This is a genomic window from Azospirillum endophyticum (assembly GCF_016595245.1).
GTDB classification, from domain to species: Bacteria; Pseudomonadota; Alphaproteobacteria; order Azospirillales; family Azospirillaceae; genus Azospirillum; species Azospirillum endophyticum.
Window position 1 is genome coordinate 239,120 of the sequence record NZ_JAENHM010000030.1, and the last position, 14,223, is coordinate 253,342.

Annotated in this window: 15 protein-coding genes; 8 read left to right on the plus strand and 7 right to left on the minus strand. The window is 68.1% G+C overall.

Features of this window, described 5'->3' with window-relative positions; all coding sequences use genetic code 11:
* Positions 1 to 42 precede the first annotated feature (42 nt).
* The 3 genes from JHL17_RS37865 (at position 43) to oxlT (ending at position 4,000) form a co-directional block, all read left to right on the plus strand.
* On the plus strand, positions 43 to 1,452 hold the full coding sequence (locus JHL17_RS37865) for a pseudouridine synthase (protein WP_200192805.1): 1,410 nt from the start codon (positions 43 to 45) through the stop codon (positions 1,450 to 1,452).
* Positions 1,433 to 1,993 (plus strand): 16S rRNA (guanine(966)-N(2))-methyltransferase RsmD, encoded by a 561-nt coding sequence (rsmD, locus tag JHL17_RS10560; RefSeq protein WP_345773782.1) that lies wholly within the window; start codon positions 1,433 to 1,435, stop codon positions 1,991 to 1,993. The genes JHL17_RS37865 and rsmD overlap by 20 nt, the downstream gene beginning before the upstream one ends.
* A gap of 660 nt (positions 1,994 to 2,653) precedes the next feature.
* Positions 2,654 to 4,000, plus strand: a complete 1,347-nt coding sequence (gene oxlT, locus JHL17_RS10565) for an oxalate/formate MFS antiporter (protein ID WP_200192810.1) — start codon at positions 2,654 to 2,656, stop codon at positions 3,998 to 4,000.
* An 83-nt stretch (positions 4,001 to 4,083) separates the two neighbouring features.
* Here the strand turns inward: oxlT and JHL17_RS10570 are convergent, their stop codons facing one another.
* The gene (locus JHL17_RS10570; protein WP_200192812.1) at positions 4,084 to 4,320 is read right to left on the minus strand and encodes a hypothetical protein; all 237 of its coding nucleotides are present in this window, start codon (positions 4,318 to 4,320) and stop codon (positions 4,084 to 4,086) included.
* A gap of 310 nt (positions 4,321 to 4,630) precedes the next feature.
* Here JHL17_RS10570 and JHL17_RS10575 point away from each other — a divergent pair, with 310 nt between their 5' ends.
* Entirely contained in the window at positions 4,631 to 6,316 is a 1,686-nt protein-coding gene (locus tag JHL17_RS10575; RefSeq protein ID WP_200192814.1) for an alpha-amylase family protein, read from the plus strand.
* On the opposite strand, the gene JHL17_RS10580 is transcribed toward JHL17_RS10575, so the two are convergent.
* A complete protein-coding gene (locus JHL17_RS10580; protein ID WP_200192816.1) occupies positions 6,313 to 6,750 on the minus strand; it encodes a winged helix-turn-helix transcriptional regulator in 438 nt (145 codons plus the stop codon). The two genes, JHL17_RS10575 and JHL17_RS10580, sit on opposite strands and share 4 nt — an antisense overlap.
* Positions 6,751 to 6,898: 148 nt before the next feature.
* Between JHL17_RS10580 and JHL17_RS10585 the strand changes: the two genes are divergently transcribed.
* Both JHL17_RS10585 and JHL17_RS10590 read left to right on the plus strand, forming a co-directional pair.
* Positions 6,899 to 7,510, plus strand: a complete 612-nt coding sequence (locus tag JHL17_RS10585; protein WP_200192818.1) for an NAD(P)-dependent oxidoreductase — start codon at positions 6,899 to 6,901, stop codon at positions 7,508 to 7,510.
* A gap of 122 nt (positions 7,511 to 7,632) precedes the next feature.
* Positions 7,633 to 7,872, plus strand: coding sequence for a zinc ribbon domain-containing protein (locus JHL17_RS10590; RefSeq protein ID WP_200192820.1), 240 nt, complete (start codon positions 7,633 to 7,635; stop codon positions 7,870 to 7,872).
* A 130-nt stretch (positions 7,873 to 8,002) separates the two neighbouring features.
* Here the strand turns inward: JHL17_RS10590 and JHL17_RS10595 are convergent, their stop codons facing one another.
* From JHL17_RS10595 to JHL17_RS10610, 4 genes are all read right to left on the minus strand, one after another.
* Positions 8,003 to 8,377, minus strand: coding sequence for a helix-turn-helix domain-containing protein (locus JHL17_RS10595; protein ID WP_200192822.1), 375 nt, complete (start codon positions 8,375 to 8,377; stop codon positions 8,003 to 8,005).
* A 2-nt stretch (positions 8,378 to 8,379) separates the two neighbouring features.
* Positions 8,380 to 8,676 carry a type II toxin-antitoxin system HigB family toxin gene (locus JHL17_RS10600; RefSeq protein WP_247893442.1) on the minus strand — a complete coding sequence of 99 codons (297 nt, stop codon included), beginning with the start codon at positions 8,674 to 8,676 and terminating at the stop codon, positions 8,380 to 8,382.
* A 132-nt stretch (positions 8,677 to 8,808) separates the two neighbouring features.
* Positions 8,809 to 10,740 (minus strand): DNA mismatch repair endonuclease MutL, encoded by a 1,932-nt coding sequence (gene mutL, locus JHL17_RS10605; protein WP_200192824.1) that lies wholly within the window; start codon positions 10,738 to 10,740, stop codon positions 8,809 to 8,811.
* Between the two features lie 59 nt (positions 10,741 to 10,799).
* Positions 10,800 to 11,165 carry a hypothetical protein gene (locus tag JHL17_RS10610; protein WP_200192826.1) on the minus strand — a complete coding sequence of 122 codons (366 nt, stop codon included), beginning with the start codon at positions 11,163 to 11,165 and terminating at the stop codon, positions 10,800 to 10,802.
* A gap of 301 nt (positions 11,166 to 11,466) precedes the next feature.
* Between JHL17_RS10610 and JHL17_RS10615 the strand changes: the two genes are divergently transcribed.
* Complete coding sequence (locus tag JHL17_RS10615; RefSeq protein WP_200192829.1) at positions 11,467 to 12,702, plus strand: DUF3095 family protein; 1,236 nt, start codon at positions 11,467 to 11,469, stop codon at positions 12,700 to 12,702.
* A gap of 27 nt (positions 12,703 to 12,729) precedes the next feature.
* On the opposite strand, the gene JHL17_RS10620 is transcribed toward JHL17_RS10615, so the two are convergent.
* Positions 12,730 to 13,167, minus strand: coding sequence for a YccF domain-containing protein (locus tag JHL17_RS10620; RefSeq protein ID WP_200192830.1), 438 nt, complete (start codon positions 13,165 to 13,167; stop codon positions 12,730 to 12,732).
* Positions 13,168 to 13,516: 349 nt separating this feature from the next.
* Here JHL17_RS10620 and JHL17_RS10625 point away from each other — a divergent pair, with 349 nt between their 5' ends.
* Positions 13,517 to 14,065, plus strand: a complete 549-nt coding sequence (locus tag JHL17_RS10625; RefSeq protein ID WP_200192832.1) for a hypothetical protein — start codon at positions 13,517 to 13,519, stop codon at positions 14,063 to 14,065.
* The last annotated feature ends 158 nt before the right edge of the window (positions 14,066 to 14,223 follow it).

A 14,223-nucleotide genomic window follows, 5' to 3' on the forward strand; every position in this document is an offset into this window, starting at 1 on the left:
TCTCGTGTTGCGGGCGGCGCGTCCAGGCCCTATGGTCCGGCCATGGACCGCTCCGATACCGCCAAGAAATCCGATTCCGCCGATAACGGCGGCGAACGCATCGCCAAGCGACTGGCGCGCGCCGGCCTCTGCTCGCGCCGCGACGCCGAACGCTGGATCACCGAGGGCCGCGTCGCGGTCAACAGCCGCGTGCTGGACAGCCCCGCCTGCGTGGTGCGCCCCGGCGACATCGTCCAGGTCGACGGCAAGGTCATTCCGGAGCCGGAGCCGGCCCGCCTGTGGCGCTATCACAAGCCGTCCGGGCTGGTCACCACCGCCCGCGACGAGAAGGGGCGCGAGACCGTCTTCGACCGCCTGCCCGCCGACCTGCCGCGCGTGGTCTCCATCGGCCGTCTCGACCTGACGACCGAGGGGCTGCTGCTGCTGACCAACGACGGCGAGCTGGCCCGCTTCCTGGAACTGCCGGCCACCGGCTGGACCCGCCGCTACCGCGTGCGCGTCTTCGGCGAGGTGGACGAGAGGCAACTGGCGGCGCTGGAGAAGGGGCCGACCATCGAGGGGGTCAAGTATGGCCCGATCGAAGCCGCGCTCGACCGCGTCCAGGGCCGCAACGCCTGGCTGACCGTCAGCCTGAAGGAAGGCAAGAACCGCGAGATCCGCAAGGTGATGGAGTCGCTGGGGCTCCAGGTCAACCGGCTGATCCGCGTCGCCTACGGTCCCTTCCAGCTCGGCAAGCTGGAGGAGGGGGCCGTCGAGGAGGTGCCGAAGCGCGTCGTCCGCGAACAGATCGCCCCCTTCTTCGGCACGCCCGAAGGGGCGGAACCGGCGGAGTCCGGAACCAAGCAGCGGGCCAAGGCCCGTGCCGAGGCGGCGGTGAAGGCCGCTCCGGCAAAGGCGTCCGGCGCCAAGGCTTCCGCCGGCACCCGGCCGGCCGGGAAGAGCGACGCCGTGGCCGACGCCAAGGTCGGGCCGAAGCGCGCGCCGCGGTCCGCCACCAAGCGGCACGAGGCCGAAGCCGCCCGCACCGAAGAGTCCAAGCCGGCGCGGCGCGGCGCAGCGTCCCGCGGCACCCTGTCGCTCGGCGGCGGACCGGCCAAGCCCGGCCGCGCCGGCAAGCCGGACGGAATCCGCGCCGACAGCCCGCGCTCCGAGAGTGCACGGTCCCGCGACGCCAAGCCGCGGGACGGCAAGTCCCCGGGCTTCAAGGCGGCGGACTCCAAAACGATAGACTCCAAGGCGGCAGGCCCCAAGTCGGCTGGTCCCAGGTCGGCGGCTTCCAAGGGGGCTGGTCCGAGGAGTGCCGGTCCGAAGGGGACTGGTTCCGGTGGCAGCGGCCCGAAGGGGGCCGGTCCGGCGCCGAGGGGTGGGCCGAAGGCCGGCGGGGCCGGCGACAGGTCGGGCGGCGCGGCCGGCGGACGGACGGAGCGCCCGCGTGCGGATCGTCGGCGGTAGGCACCGCGGACGCAGTCTGGCGGCACCGGGCGGACGCGATACCCGCCCGACCACCGACCGCACCCGGCAGGCCATCTTCAACATCCTCTCCCATGCCGACTGGGCGCCCGAGTTCGAGGGCGCCGCGGTCGTTGACGCCTTCTGCGGCACCGGCGCGCTCGGGCTGGAAGCCCTGTCGCGCGGGGCGTCCTGGTGCGGCTTCCTCGACATGGGCCGGCCGGCGCTGGACGCCGTGCGCGCCAATGTCGAGGCTCTGCGCGAGGCGGAGAACGCCCAAATCCTGCGGGCCGACGCCACCAAGCCACCCCCGGCGTCCCGGGCCTGTGCGCTGGCCTTCCTCGACCCGCCCTATGGCCAGGGGCTGGCGCCGCGCGCGCTGGAGGGACTTCTGCGCACCGGCTGGCTCGCCGACGGCGCGCTCGCGGTGGTTGAGGTCGCCGACCGCGATCCCCTGCCTTTGCCGGACGGTTTCACGGCGGTCGACGAACGCCGCTATGGCGATACCCGCGTCGTCTTCGTGACGGTCCGCAACCCGGCCTGACCACGCCAGCCGGCCTCCCGTCCCCGCCCCCGGGGTCGTGGCGCCTATGTTTCAATCCCCCGAGTTTCATTTTTCCCGGACCCGGTCCACCGGCCGATGGTGACGCATCCCTTGCGCTCCAAGGCCGGCGTTCGTGTTTTTCCATCATGCGGAAAGACGAAACGGACTGTTGAGTTCCAAAACAATTCGAGCAAATGATCATGTGTCGCCGATGCGGTTCCTTATGGAAACGGCGGCATCTATCTATCTCCTAAGACTGCACACCCTCGTTCGAGGGGGCCGTGCAGGTACCGGCACGGCTTCTTTTTACAGAATACGCGTTGACTCGGCTGAGTTTGCAAAAGAACCGGTGTGGACCGGCTGAGAGGCGCGACGTGAGTAGTAAGTTTTACTTGTTATGACTGTGTGCCTACGGCGTCGATCCGTCCGCCGGTGTCTTTTTGTCCCCGGTTTTGGCATACCAGATTACATATCTGGCATTCCTAAATCGGGACAATCGAACTCCGAGCGATTGTCGGCATCCACGCCGAGTTCCGGAAAGGAACCGTCATCAAGAGCGGTCCGTCCGGGTCATTCCGCAATCGTGATTGGCGTGCCGGTCCCCGGGAGAGGGGTCGTGCCGCCGGCTCAGGCAAGTTCAAGGGAGGCACGATGGCTCATATGAATTCACAACCGGCGGCGGAATCCGCGGCGCCGGTGACCGACGCGGTGCGCTGGACGCAGATCGTCGTCGGCATCGTCTGCATGGTGGCTGCGGCCAACATCCAGTATGCCTGGACGCTGTTCGTCCCGGAAATCCAGGCGACCCACGGCTGGACGCGCGCGTCGATCCAGACCGCCTTCACCATCTTCGTCGTCGTGCAGACCTGGCTGACGCCGATCGAGGGTTACTTCATCGACAAGTACGGCCCCAAGGTGATCGTCGCCGCCGGCGGCTTCTTCACCGGCCTGTCCTGGATCATCGACAGCTACGCCGGCACGCTCAGCATGCTGTATGTCGGCTCGGCCATCGGCGGCATCGGCGTCGGCTGCGTCTACGCCACCTGCGTCAACAACGCGCTGAAGTGGTTCCCGGAAAAGCGCGGTCTGGCGGTCGGCCTGACGGCGGGCGGCTATGGCGCCGGTTCGGCGCTGACCATCCTGCCGATCTCGTCGATGATCCACAGCAGCGGCTACCAGTCGGCCTTCTTCTGGTTCGGCCTGGTGCAGGGCGCCATCATCATCTGCGCCGCGCTGTTCCTGCGCATGCCGCAGAAGGAACAGGTCAAGGCCTCCACCAAGGTCGCCCAGACCCGCCGCGACTACACGCTGGGCGAAGCCATCCGCACCCCGGTGTTCTGGGTGATGTGGGCGATGTTCATCGGCACCGTCACCGGCGGCCTGATGGCCGTGGCCCAGCTGGGCGTCATCGCCCACGATCTGGGCGTGAAGGAAGCCCCGGTCAGCGTCTTCGGCCTGACCATGGCGGCCCTGCCTTTCGCCCTGATGCTCGACCGCGTGATGAACGGCATCTCGCGTCCGCTGTTCGGCTTCATCTCCGACCATATCGGCCGTGAGGCGACCATGTTCGTCGCCTTCACGCTGGAAGGCGTCGGCATCATCATGCTGAGCCGCTTCGGCCACGATCCGATGATGTTCCTGATCCTCAGCGGCATGGTCTTCCTGGCCTGGGGCGAAGTGTACAGCCTGTTCAGCGCCACCTCGGCCGACACCTTCGGCACCAAGCATGCCGGCAAGATCTACGGCGTCCTCTACTGCGCCAAGGGTGTCGCCGCGCTGCTGGTGCCGCTGGGCAACCTGCTGATGGAAGCCACCGGCACCTGGGCGACCGTGCTCTACGTCACCGCCACCATGGACCTGACCGCCGCCGCCTGTGCGCTCCTGGTGTTGAAGCCGATGCTGGCCCGTCACCACGCCCGCAATGCGGAACTGGCGCGCCGCGCCGAACAGGGTGATGCCACGCGGTCCGTCCCGGTCGGCGCCGCCGCCGGCACCGCCAACGGGTAGGAACGCGGTCGGGGGGCTCCGTTCGCGAGGCTGACTGACGGATGCGGGCCGGGGATGCGTGAGAGCGCCCCGGTCCGCATCATTCATTCGATCCAGAAGGGGCGGTCCTTCGCCTTGCCAGACTTGGTTTCGCCGGAAGTAGCCTCGTTCTGCGCGGCCTGCTGGAAGCGGTCGGAGGAGAACAGGATGCCCGGCTCCTCTTCCGTCTCATCCTTCTCGGGCTCGATCACGGTGAAGCCGCCACGGCCGCTGGCCATATAGACGGCGTGGCCGATCATGCCGGTCAGCGCGAGGAACAGGAAGGCCTGGGTCTCGATCATGGAGGGGCGTCCTTACCGGGAGGGGAGGGGCATCGACAGCATCAACAGCGCATGACCGCAAACTACATCCTCCGCGGGAGGTGATCCTCCACGGCGACGGCCAAGTCATGCTGTGCTGCAACATAAGCAGAGTGGCATGCCATCGCAAAAAGTTTTGCATGCCAGATGCCGGATGCCTGACCTGCAACTTCGCCGCAAGCCGGCCTACCGCCGAAGACCGGTCCGCCACGCAACCAAACCGGCCTTGCCGCTGTTCCCCGCCTGTTGCCCCGGCATCGGGCCGGGGGAGCGGCATCGGGATGGAGCGGCCATGATCCGGGACCTTTGGTACAAGAACGCCGTCATCTACAATCTGTCGCTGTCGACCTTCATGGACGCCAACGGCGATGGTATCGGCGATTTCCAGGGGCTGCTGCGCCGCCTCGACTATCTGCATGGGCTGGGGGTGACCTGCCTGTGGCTGGGGCCGTTCCAGACCTCGCCGCTGAAGGACGACGGCTATGACGTCGCCGACTATTACAACGTCGATCCGCGCTACGGCACGTTGGGCGACTTCGTGGAATTCACCCATGCCTGCGAACAGCGCGGCATCCGCGTCATCATCGATCTGGTGATCAACCACACGTCGGACCAGCATCCCTGGTTCAAGGCCGCCCGCAGCGACCCCGACAGCAAATACCGCGACTGGTATGTCTGGTCGGACAGCAAGCCGGAGAATGCCGACCAGGGCATGGTCTTTCCCGGCGTGCAGAAATCGACCTGGACCTATGACCGCGAGGCCAAGGCCTGGTATTTCCACCGCTTCTACAAATTCCAGCCCGACCTGAACACCGCCAATCCGGAGGTGCATGCCGAACTGCTGAAGATCATGGGCTTCTGGATCCAGCTGGGCGTCGCCGGGTTCCGCATGGATGCCGTGCCCTTCATCATCGCGGAGAAGGGGGCGGACGTCACCAAGCCGAAGGAGCAGTTCGGCATGCTGCGCAGCTTCCGCGAATTCGTGCAGTGGCGCCGCGGCGACGCCGTCCTGCTGGCGGAGGCCAACATCCTGCCGGAAGACGATCTGGAGTATTTCGGCGTCGACGGCGACCGCTGCCACATGATGTTCAACTTTCAGGTCAACCAGCACCTGTTCTATGCGCTGGCGACCGCCGATACCGGCCCGCTCGCCAAGGCGCTGGAGGTGACGAAGCCGCGCCCGGCCACCGCCCAATGGGGAACCTTCCTGCGCAACCACGACGAGCTGGACCTCGGCCGGCTGACCGAGGAGCAGCGCCAGGCGGTCTTCGCCGCCTTCGGTCCGGACAAGTCCATGCAGCTCTACGACCGCGGCATCCGGCGGCGGCTGGCGCCGATGCTGCACGCCGACCGGCGGCGGATCGAGCTGGCCTACAGCCTGATGTTCACCCTGCCGGGGACGCCGGTCATCCGCTATGGCGACGAGATCGGCATGGGCGACGACCTGTCGCTGCCCGAGCGCAACTGCGCCCGCACGCCGATGCAGTGGTCGGACGAACCGCATGGCGGCTTCACCAAGTCCGACGAGCCGGATTCTCCGGTCATCAGCGGCGGCGTCTTCGGCTATGAGCGGATCAACGCGGCGATCCAGCGCCGTGATCCCGAATCGATGTTGAACTGGACCGAGCGCATCATCCGCATGCGCAAGGAGTGCCCGGAGATCGGCTGGGGCGATTTCCGCATCCTGAAGACCGGCCGGCCGGAGGTGCTGGCCCTGCGCTATGACTGGCGCAACAACGGACTGGTCGTCCTGCACAACCTGTCGGACAAGCCCTGCGAGATCGTCCTGGACGTGGACGGCCATGGCGAGACCTGCCGGCTGGTCAACCTGCTGTCGGAGGACCACAGCGAACCTGACGCCGAGGGACGCCACCGTCTGGTGATGGAGGCCTACGGCTATCGCTGGTTCCGGGTCGGCGGGCTCGATTATCTGCTGCGCCGGACCGAGGCGAACGGCAAGCCCGGCGAGAACGTCTAGGCGACGTCCAAGCGGGCCGGGCCGGCCTCCTCCTCCCGGTCATAGGCGGTGCGCGCCTCCAGCATCTGCGCGATGTGGGTCTCGGCCCACACCCGCAGGGGCACCAGCGTTTCGGCCAGCGTGGCGCCCAGCGGCGTGATGGAATATTCGACGGTGACCGGAACGGTGGCGAAGGCCTTGCGGCTGACCAGCCCGTCGCGTTCCAGGCTCTTCAGGGTCTGCGACAGCATCTTCTGCGAGATGCCCTCGATCTCCCGGCGCAGCTGGTTGAAGCGCATCGGCCCGCCTTCCAGCAATCCCAGGATCAGCACCGTCCATTTGTCGGCGATCCGGTCCAGCGCCTGCCGCGTTGGGCAGGCCGAGGCATAGGCGTCGGGGAGCCGGTCCATCTCCGACGGCCGCTTGCCGCCCAGCCCCAGTAAAGTCCTGTCCATCCGCATCCGCTCCCAGGGGCGATCACCCGTTCATCATTCCCGGCGGTTACGCGCGGGTGACCATGTCACGAAAAGGTGCCTTCTTTACACCAGATTTCCAAAGCGGCATCAAGTCACCATTGGAAACCCATGGAGAGGACCCTCCGTCATGAACGTCGCCATCATCGGCGCCGCCGGCCGCGCCGGCAGCCGCATCCAGGCCGAACTGCTCCGCCGCGGCCACAGCGTCACCGCCATCGTCCGCGACCCCGCCAAGGTCGCCGCCGCTCCCGGCCTGACGGTGAAGGCCGGCGACGCCAACGACGGCGAGACGCTGGCTCCGCTGCTGGCCGGCCATGACGCCGTGGTCAGCGCCGTCATGTTCCTGATGAGCGATGCCGAGACCCTGATCGGTGCGGCCAAGCGCGCCGGCGTGCCGCGCTATCTGGTGGTCGGCGGCGCCGGCAGCCTGGAGGTGGCGCCGGGCGTGCGCGTTCTCGACCTGCCGGAATTCCCGGAGATCTACAAGGCCGAGGCCACCAAGGGCGCCGAGTTCCTCGACCGTCTGAAGGCCGAGCCGGACCTGAACTGGACCTTCCTGTCGCCGTCCGCCGAGTTCGTGCTGGGCGAGCGGACGGGCACGTTCCGGGTGGGGGCCGACTCCCTGCTGGCGGACGAGACTGGCCGCAGCTGGATCAGCTACGAGGACTTCGCCGTGGCGCTGGTCGACGAGATCGAGGCGTCGAAGCACGAGCGCAAGCGCTTCACGGTCGGGTATTGAGGCGATGGCCGGGGTAGCTCTCCGGTAGGATGTTCGAAGCCGGGGGCTGCAATGGTCCGTTCCCCCTCCCATGTCTTCGGCAAGGGCGAATCCAGCCCGGCGAGAACATGGGAAGGAACGGAATGGCACTGATCCCCTGCGCCGCCTGCGGTCACAAGATCTCCACCGAAGCTCCGGCCTGCCCATCCTGCGGACACCCTGGGGCGAATGTGCCGAGGGGTGGCCGCGAAGGGATGGCACGGATCGCCGGGACTGTCGCCGGCTCCTACATCTCGGCGCAGATGCTGGCCAGCATCATCGTCGGATCGGTCGCCATCGTCAGCTTCGCCGCCATCATGATCGCGATGATCCTGAAGGGGTGACGCCGGTCTGACTTGACCCTCTATGTGCTGTCGGCTGAAGCCACGGATGCAAGGGCTTGATTGTGGAAGACCGGGAGGAAGCGGGCGGCGTCTGGAATGGGGCGCCGCCCATTGGCCTGCGGGCGCCGCTTCAGGCGGCCCGTTGGACGGGATAGTCACGCACCAGAATGTCGACGGGTATCCGCAGCCCTTCCGACAGTCGCCGGATCATCGGCAAGGTCAATGCCCGTTTACGGTTCAGGATTTCGGCGACGCGGGCGCGGCTGCCGATCATCGGTTCCAGATCGTGTCGGGTCAGCCCGCGCTGCTCCATCATGAATTCGATGGCGCTGATCGGATCGCTCGGCGGGATCGGGTGGTTCGCCTCTTCATAGGCCTCCACCAGCATCATCAGGATTTCGAGCCGCGCACCGTCGGCGGTGTCGGGATCGGCTCCCCACAGGCGCTCGATTTCCTCCAGTGCGGCGGCGTGGTCCTCGTCGGACCGGATCGGGCGGATATCCATGATTACACCGTCCTCACGTCAATGGCGTCGTACTCGCGATGTGTGCCGACCCATTTCACATAGACTGTGCGGTACCGGTAATCGATCCCGGCAACCAGCCGATATTTGTTGCCGGCTATGTTGAAGACCACCCGGTCACCCACGAACGATGCCGAGCGGAACTGAGCCTTGAGAGCGGCGGTGTCCGCCCAGTCGACATTGCGGACAACGTTGAACCAATCGGTCAGCGGCGCCTCGCTGTCGCCCCGACCAGGCTTCTCCCAATACTCCCGCAGCGTTCGGCGTGAAATGATCCGCATGGTTGAAGCTTATAACGCTCCCAAAATGGGAGCAAGTCTTCCTGCAGCCTGAATTGTTCACATAAGAGTAGGCGTCAGAGCGGGGCCGGCAACAATTCCTACATACATGGTTCATCGACGGAGCTGGGATGCCTACCGCCGCCCGAACAGTCTCTCGATGTCCGCCAGCTTCAGCTCCACGTATGTCGGCCGCCCGTGGTTGCATTGCCCACTGTGCGGAGTCGCTTCCATCTGCCGCAGCAGGGCGTTCATCTCGTCGACGCTCAGCGTCCGGCCGGCGCGGACGCTGCCGTGGCAGGCCATCGTCGCGCAGACCTCCTCCAGCCGCTCCTTCAGCGACAGGGCGTCGCCCAGTTCCGACAGCTCCTCGGCGAGGTCGCGGATCAGGTTCTTGACGTCGGACTGACCGAGCAGGGCCGGCACCTCGCGTACCATGACGCAGCCATGGCCGAAGCCCTCGATCACCAGCCCCAGCTCGGCCAGTTCGGCGCCGCGGGCCAGCAGGCGGTTGGCCGACGGTTCGTCCAGCTCGATCAGTTCAGGGATCAGCAGGGCCTGGCGCTTCACCCCGCCCTCCAGCAGGGCGGTCTTCATCCGTTCATAGACCAGCCGTTCATGGGCGGCGTGCTGGTCGACGATGACGATGCCCTCGCGGGTCTGCGCCACGATGTAGGTGGTGTGAACCTGCGCCCGCGCCGCGCCCAGCGGGTGGCTGTCGGGCGGCGGCTCCGGCTTGTGCGCGGCCGGGTCGGGGGTGCGGTATTCCGGCGGGCGGGCCGCCGGGGCGAAGCCGTTGCCGAAGCCGCTGAGCCGCCCCTGCAGCGGCGGCAGGCCGGTCTGGGTCGGCGCCTGGAAGGCGGCGGAGCGCTCCGCCAGGCCGCGCGGCACGGCGGCCGGCGTGTAGGAGCCGCCCCAACCACTCCCTGGGCCGCCGCCCGACCCGCCGCCGGAGCGGCCGTAGGGCAGGGGAGACGGGGCGAAGCCGCCGTCGCTCCCCGCATCGCCGGACGGCTCCGGCCGCAGGGCGCCCAGCGTGGCGAGGCCGACGGTGGTCGACGCGCGGTGGCCGGCCTCGGCCAGGGCATGTTTCAGCGATCCGACGATCAGCCCACGCACCAGACCCTGGTCGCGGAAGCGCACCTCGGCCTTGGCCGGGTGGACGTTCACGTCGACCTCCTGCGGGTCGATGTCCAGGAACAGGGCCAGCATCGGGTGGCGGTCGCGCGGCAGGAAATCGGCATAGGCGGCGCGCACCGCGCCGACCATCAGCTTGTCGCGCACCGGGCGGCCGTTGACGAACAGGTGCTGGTGCTTGGCGGTCGGGCGGTGCAGGGTGGGCAGGCCGATCCAGCCGGCCAGCGCCACGCCTTCGCGTTCCGACCGCACCGGTACGGCGTTCTCCTGGAAATCGCGGCCCATCAGTGCGCCCAGCCGGGTCAACCGGGCATCCAGCAGGTCGCCCTGCGCCGCGCTCAGCCGCAGGCCGCCGCGCCCGCCGTCGCTGAGCGTGAAGGCGACGCCGGGATGGGCCATCGCCAGCCGCTCCAGGCAGTCGGCGATGTGGTCGTATTCGGTGCGGGACGCCTTCAGGAACTTCAGCCGGGCGGGCACGGCGGCGAACAGGTCGCGCACCTCGATCCGCGTGCCCTGGGCCAGCGCCGCCGGTTGCGGCGCCCCCTTGGCCCCGGCATCCACCGTCAGGCTCCAGGCGCTGTCGGCGTCGCGGGCGCGGCTGGTGATGGTCAGGCAGCTGACGGCGCCGATCGACGGCAGCGCCTCCCCCCGAAAGCCGAGGGAGCGGATGTCGAGCAGGTCGTCACTTGGCAGCTTGGAGGTAGCATGGCGTTCGACCGCCAGCACCAGCTCGTCGGCGGTCATGCCGCAGCCGTCGTCGGTGACGGCGATCAGCGATTTGCCGCCGTCGCGCGCCACCACGTCGATTCGGGTGGCGCCGGCGTCGATGGCGTTCTCCACCAACTCCTTGACGGCGGCAGCGGGACGTTCGACCACCTCGCCGGCGGCGATGCGGTTGACCAGGGTTTCAGGAAGAAGACGGATCGGCATGCCCATAGATATAGTGCCGGCCGGCTGCCGACACCACCATTTCAGGCAGGGATTCGCGCTTACAGCCCTTTCAGGGCCTTCATGTATTCGACCAGCTTGCGTTCGTAGAAGGGCTGCGGCGACTGGTAGCGGGCGACGAGGCCGGACTCTTCCGTCAGCTTCACCACCATGCCCATGCAGGAGACGTCCACCGGATCGCCGCCGAGGTCGAACTGCAGGCGGAAATCGAACTTCTGCCTGGCGATCAGGTCGCCGTCATAGGGGCGGATGCGGAAGGAGCCGAGAACGAACTCCTCCGGCACATAGTCGTGGTGATCGATCACGATCCTGGGCGGCGTGGACGGGCGTTCCCGCCGCGGCTCCGCGACGATTTTGGCGGCGCCGGGCGCCTTGTTGCCTCCGGAGAATTTCGACAGCCAAGACATGAAGAGCGAGGTCCCCTGTTTCAAAGGCGTTTCAAAGGCGTTCCGAAGGTCTGGAACCGGACCGGCATAGTCAGGCAGTTTTGCGGGCATACCCTTTAACAACGGTTAACGACGCAAGTATCGGCCGCGGTGCGGAGACTGGGCGGGAAATTCCGCAAGGGGCTTTCGCCGGTGCAACATTGTCGCAACCGCGCCGCCGTGACTTTGCCGGCACCTTCGGCCTTCCTTCGCTCTGCCGTCACGGGTGCGGGCATGCTACGCTTCATCATTGTCCTTAGTTGCCAGTCGGCGAGGTTCCGTCATGCCTCTGTTGCCGGTGATCCGCGATTTTGCCGCGGAAGCGTCGGATCCTCGATTTTATGCAATGCTCGGTGGCGGATGGTCGCTGGCGGTGGCCGATGTCACCGGCAGCACCCGGCTGGCCGGAGAGGGGCGGCACCGGGACGTCAATTTCGTCGCCGCCGGGGTGGTGGCGGTGCTGTCCGACGCGGTGCGGGTCGGGCAGGAGCCGGCGGCCTGCCAGTTCGGCGGCGCCGGCGCCATCGCCGCGGTGCCGCCGGGACGGGAGGAGGCCGCGCGTGCAGCGCTCTCGGCGCTCGCCCATTGGTCGGCGGAGGTGATGGACGTGCCGCTGCGAGTCGGGCTGGTGCCGGTGCAGGCGCTGCTCGACCAGGGGCTGGAGGTGATGGCGGCCCTGCATGATGTCGGCAACGGCAACAGCTTCGGCCTGTTCCTGGGTGCCGGGGTGGCGGCCGCCGATGCCTGGGTGAAGGAGGATGCACGCTGGCACATGGCGCCGCGGCCGGGGCCGCTGCCGGGACTGGAGTCGGTCTCCTGCCGCTGGAATCCGGTGCCGCCCCGCCGCGGCACCGTCCTGTGCGTGATCGTCGATGCGGTCGATCCCGGTGCGGCAGGCCTGCGGGACCTCGGCGGCGTCCAGCGGGCCATCGAGGCCATCGTGCCCACCGCGGGCGCCGCCCCGCTGGGCATCGGTGAGCGGCTGGAGGCACGTTGGCCGCCGGCTTGGCGGGCCCTGCTGATGGAGGCGCGCGGCGGCCGGGACGGCGATGCCGGGGGCTGGGCCACGCGGATCCGGCGGGTGGGGCGGGCGATGGCCGGATCGGGCCTGCTCGTCCTGCTGCTGAAGCTGGGGTGGCGGTTGGGCGGGTTCGATCCGCAGCGCTACCGCCGCCGCATGGCGGAGCGCACCGATTTCCGGAAGTCGGCCGGTGGGCCGCGGCTGGTGCTGGACGTGACGGCGGGAGAGGCGGATGCGATCGAGAGCCTGCTTGCCGATGTGGCGGAGACCGGCTCGATCCACTATGGCACCGCAAGGGCCGACGCCACCACGGTCACCTGCCTGGTGGGCGACGTGACCGCCGACCGGCATGTCCATTTCGTCGACGGTGCCGGGCTCGGCTTCTGGCGGGCTTCGGTGATGCTGAAGGCGATGAAGGCGCGGCAGGGCCACAGCCAGGGTGACGGTCGGATGGGGCGGACGGCGAGGGGACTGGAAGCCGCCGCCCCATCGGGCTGAAACCGCCGGAAGTCAGGCGGGCCGGGATCAGGGCCGCCCGGCCACGCGCCGGCCCATGTCGTCGGACGGCACGATCTCGGTTCCGATCGGCCACAAGGCCAGCAGGGCAAGCTTCAGATGGGCCCAGGCGAAGGGCAGGCCGATGATGGTGATGGCAAGCGCCGCCGCGGCGACCAGATGGCCCAGCGCCAGCCACCAGCCGGCCAGCACGAACCACACCACGTTGCCGATGAAGCCGAGGGCGCCGGTGCCCATGTCTTCGCGCCCGCGGAACTCATCCCGCCGCACGGCGGTTTGTCCAAAGGGGAGCAGGGTGTAATGGGCGATGGTCAGGGCGGAGCGGGCCCAGGGCAGGCCGACGATCGACAGCGCCATCAGGACCGCTGCGAACAGCCAGCCGAGCGCCATCCAGATGCCGCCCGTGACCACCCACAGCACGTTGAGGAGAAGACTGAGCAGAGGCATGACACGAAATCCTCCCTTTCGCCGCAGATGTGGGGACGGCCGTGCCGCTCGCCTAGAGGCGGGCCGGACAGATCGGTGCGGAGCGCCCCCACCCCGTTGTGCGCCCCTGTGGGCGCCGCCGTGGTACGCCGAGGACGCACCTGTCGACCGCGGAACGGCGGAGCAAGGATGGGGCACCCCGTCCGACGGCGCGAAAGAAGGGAAGGGTCTATGCCATCCATGCCTTGAAGCGGATCCGCTCGGTCCACAGATCCGTAACAGGCATCAAGACGACGCATCCGGACGGGTCCTTCGTCGGCAGCATCGCCGGCGGGCCGCCCGTTTCCGGATCACACGGATCGGAGGCCGCATGACCGAGGCTTTGAACACCGAGTCCGGCGCCGACGCGCCGAACATGCCGCGCGAAGGCGAATCGCTTTCGCCGGTGGTCGCCGCCATTCTCGGCACCGCCGTCGCCGCGGCGGCCAAGCGCGGCGGCAACGGCGACGTGGCCCGCGGGCTGATCGCCGGGCTGCGCATACTGCGCGCCACGGTCGAGGAGGAGGCCGGATACACCATGGCCGCCGCAGTCGACAATGCGATCCGCACCCGCCTGCTGGCCGACAACCTGTCGCGCCTGCGTGTCAGCGGAGAGAAGCCTCAGGCCATCCCGTTGCCCGACCCCGGACCCGGCGCCAGCGCCGCGGCCGCCATCTTCGAAAGCGCCGCGGAATCCTGCCTGACCGTCAATGCCCATGCCGAGGACAACGGGCCGCTGGAACATGCGGTCTTCGCCTTCACTGCACAGTTGCTGCAACAGTTGGGTGGAGCGCCGGAATGGCGCAGCCTTGTCGGCGAGTTGCGGCGCCCGCTGGCGGTCGCGCCGGATGGCGAAGGCGAGGAGGTGACTCTGCATTGATCCGCCATCCGGTGGCCTGCCGTCCGGGGAGTCCGCCTCGGGCGGCAAGTCGTGGATTATTCTTTGCTTTTATCGTGTTTCGGTGATGGCTGAAACCTTTTGCGGACGGAGCGGCTTTTCCGGCGCTGTTAAGGTTTCTGCCCGATTTATGGAACGGG

Coding starts and splice junctions, on each gene's coding strand:
- JHL17_RS37865 (WP_200192805.1), top strand. CDS start 43: ATGGACCGCTCCGATACCGCCAAGAAATCCGATTCCGCCGATAACGGC.
- oxlT (WP_200192810.1), top strand. CDS start 2,654: ATGAATTCACAACCGGCGGCGGAATCCGCGGCGCCGGTGACCGACGCG.
- JHL17_RS10570 (WP_200192812.1), bottom strand. CDS start 4,320: ATGATCGAGACCCAGGCCTTCCTGTTCCTCGCGCTGACCGGCATGATC.
- JHL17_RS10575 (WP_200192814.1), top strand. CDS start 4,631: ATGATCCGGGACCTTTGGTACAAGAACGCCGTCATCTACAATCTGTCG.
- JHL17_RS10580 (WP_200192816.1), bottom strand. CDS start 6,750: ATGGACAGGACTTTACTGGGGCTGGGCGGCAAGCGGCCGTCGGAGATG.
- JHL17_RS10585 (WP_200192818.1), top strand. CDS start 6,899: ATGAACGTCGCCATCATCGGCGCCGCCGGCCGCGCCGGCAGCCGCATC.
- JHL17_RS10590 (WP_200192820.1), top strand. CDS start 7,633: ATGGCACTGATCCCCTGCGCCGCCTGCGGTCACAAGATCTCCACCGAA.
- JHL17_RS10595 (WP_200192822.1), bottom strand. CDS start 8,377: ATGGATATCCGCCCGATCCGGTCCGACGAGGACCACGCCGCCGCACTG.
- JHL17_RS10600 (WP_247893442.1), bottom strand. CDS start 8,676: ATGCGGATCATTTCACGCCGAACGCTGCGGGAGTATTGGGAGAAGCCT.
- mutL (WP_200192824.1), bottom strand. CDS start 10,740: ATGCCGATCCGTCTTCTTCCTGAAACCCTGGTCAACCGCATCGCCGCC.
- JHL17_RS10610 (WP_200192826.1), bottom strand. CDS start 11,165: ATGTCTTGGCTGTCGAAATTCTCCGGAGGCAACAAGGCGCCCGGCGCC.
- JHL17_RS10615 (WP_200192829.1), top strand. CDS start 11,467: ATGCCTCTGTTGCCGGTGATCCGCGATTTTGCCGCGGAAGCGTCGGAT.
- JHL17_RS10620 (WP_200192830.1), bottom strand. CDS start 13,167: ATGCCTCTGCTCAGTCTTCTCCTCAACGTGCTGTGGGTGGTCACGGGC.
- JHL17_RS10625 (WP_200192832.1), top strand. CDS start 13,517: ATGACCGAGGCTTTGAACACCGAGTCCGGCGCCGACGCGCCGAACATG.